Annotated in this window: 3 protein-coding genes and 1 pseudogene; 1 reads left to right on the top strand and 3 read right to left on the bottom strand. The window is 65.7% G+C overall.

The window, feature by feature from the left end; genetic code table 11:
• The 3 genes and pseudogenes from ACRDUX_RS01920 to ACRDUX_RS01910 form a co-directional block, all read right to left on the bottom strand.
• Positions 1-216: pseudogene (locus ACRDUX_RS01920) on the bottom strand (hypothetical protein); the annotation flags it as partial.
• Positions 217-234: 18 nt separating this feature from the next.
• Positions 235-513: a hypothetical protein gene (locus tag ACRDUX_RS01915; RefSeq protein WP_526410477.1), complete on the bottom strand. Its 279-nt coding sequence runs from the start codon at positions 511-513 to the stop codon at positions 235-237.
• 100 nt (positions 514-613) lie between these two features.
• On the bottom strand, positions 614-1225 hold the full coding sequence (locus tag ACRDUX_RS01910; RefSeq protein ID WP_526410475.1) for a CGNR zinc finger domain-containing protein: 612 nt from the start codon (positions 1223-1225) through the stop codon (positions 614-616).
• 416 nt (positions 1226-1641) lie between these two features.
• Here ACRDUX_RS01910 and ACRDUX_RS01905 point away from each other — a divergent pair, with 416 nt between their 5' ends.
• Positions 1642-1806: a hypothetical protein gene (locus ACRDUX_RS01905; protein WP_526410473.1), complete on the top strand. Its 165-nt coding sequence runs from the start codon at positions 1642-1644 to the stop codon at positions 1804-1806.
• Positions 1807-1843 lie beyond the last annotated feature (37 nt).

The following is a 1843-nucleotide window of genomic DNA, read 5'->3' as shown; positions in this document are numbered from 1 at the left end:
GCGCTGCAGCTCGGCGAGTTCGGCGTCGCGGTTCGACAGTCGCCGCCACAGCACGACCAGCGCTACCGCTTCGACGGCGGCCGCGGCGGCAAGGATGTACGCCGCGATCATCGGAAGCGTCACTGCTCGATTATTCGCTGCCGATGCCCCGAATCGAGCGAACGCGCGCCAGGTGTCGGCGCCCGCGGGAGCCAGCGGAGCGAATGGTGATGTCAAGTGATGATCCAAGGCGGCTCAGCGTTCGGCGGCTCCAGAGAGCCCGTCTCGCCTGCCGTCCCCGCTGGACGGGCTTCCGTACCTCAGCGCGTGGAGGAACGGCCGCAGAAACTGGGATTGCTCGAACTCGGTCGCCGACCGAATGGTTGGTCCGGCTGGGGTGTCGAACGTCAGCGCGTCCCCGTCGTAGGTGCGCGCAACTTGGACGGCGAAGGATCCAGCCGTGGGGGTGAAGGTTGCGGGGCCCTCGACCCAGTGGGTTACCAGGTCGGGGTGGTGCAGAATCACGGCGGCCATGACGACGTTGCCGCTGTTGGGAGCGCGTCGTCGACCTCGATACCCAGCGTGGCGTCTCCGTTCGCCGCTGGGGTCGCGCTTGATCGACCGGCGCCCGCACTCAATCGTTGCGGTGGCGTTGCGCATGACGTGCCACGCGCGCCCGGTTTCCGCAAGGTGGCGAACACCATTCACGGCGGAGGTGGTCCTTGAGGAAGAAGTACGCGCAGCCCGGGGCAAGGCAGGGCCGCAGACGATCCCACTGGGGACTCGTGATGAGATCCGTTGACTGTCGGGCGATGAGGGTCGTGAGCGCATCGGCGTAGGTTCCGCCCGTCCATACGTCGCGCCGTAGCGCGGTCGAACCGTGCCACTGCATCTCGGGCCAGACCCACCCGAGCGCGGAGCTGGTGTTGACGATGGTCATCGCCGCAGCCACATCGCGCACGGGCGACTGACCGAGCGCTCGCGGGTCGCTGGTGTGTTCGGCGGCGAGTCGGCGGATACCGTCCCGCAATGAAATGAGGCGCTCGGCTTCGTCGTCGGTGATCGGTTGGCCGTTGGACGGGCGCGGCCACAGGTCGATCTGCTTGCCTATGGTGCTCACCCACTGCCTCACGCCCGAGCGATCGGCGAAGATGTCGTCAATCCGCCCGCGGTCGATGGAGACCGTGTTGGTCAGCAGGATCGGCAATGCGTCCTCCAACTGCGGGCTGGTCGAGGTCGGTGACATCGTCCCTCCAAACGTGGTCGCTGGGCGCCCGGAGACGCCGGTAACCGATCAACATATAACGATACGCCCAGATCTCACCATTAGTCGATGATCGGTGGCCGTGGCGGGCCGCCTCAGGCAGGGTGGCGAGGCCGTCCAGCTGGGCCGATGGGACGAGACACGATCCACCGACCTCGATGAACAGGGCCGATGCGGGCTGTGCTGCAGAACTTCCACGTGCACGGCCCGCGGCATGGCCTCGTGCGGGGCCGATTCTGCCAAGCACAGACGGATTCTCACTGGCGGAATTAATGGTTCATGACCAGTGTTACCATTAGTGACCCGTTACGGAGTGCTCCGGAACGGCCCGGCAGTCGCCCAACGTCGTACTCGCGGCCGCTGGAATCAATGAACACATAGTCATAGGGAGCATCATCATGAAGAAGCTGGGAATCGCCTCGCTGATCGCAGGCGCGCTGACTGCCGGAGTCGTCGGACTGGCCGGACCCGCGCAGGCCGACATTGGTCACCACGACTGGGTCAACACCGTCAACCAGCCCAGCGTCTACGTTCCGCATGTGGACACCACAGTTCACCACTGAGGTTCTGGCAGGCAGCGAGAATCGGGCACCCACGCGG

This window comes from Mycobacterium sp. (assembly GCF_050701675.1).
In the GTDB taxonomy this organism is placed as follows: Bacteria; Actinomycetota; Actinomycetes; order Mycobacteriales; family Mycobacteriaceae; genus Mycobacterium.
The sequence above is the reverse complement of the archived record's forward strand: the minus strand, read 5'-3'. Positions and strand labels throughout refer to the sequence as shown.

Excerpts from the sequence above, each read along its gene's own strand:
- ACRDUX_RS01915 (WP_526410477.1), bottom strand. The coding sequence starts at position 513 with ATGGCCGCCGTGATTCTGCACCACCCCGACCTGGTAACCCACTGGGTC.
- ACRDUX_RS01910 (WP_526410475.1), bottom strand. The coding sequence starts at position 1,225 with ATGTCACCGACCTCGACCAGCCCGCAGTTGGAGGACGCATTGCCGATC.
- ACRDUX_RS01905 (WP_526410473.1), top strand. The coding sequence starts at position 1,642 with ATGAAGAAGCTGGGAATCGCCTCGCTGATCGCAGGCGCGCTGACTGCC.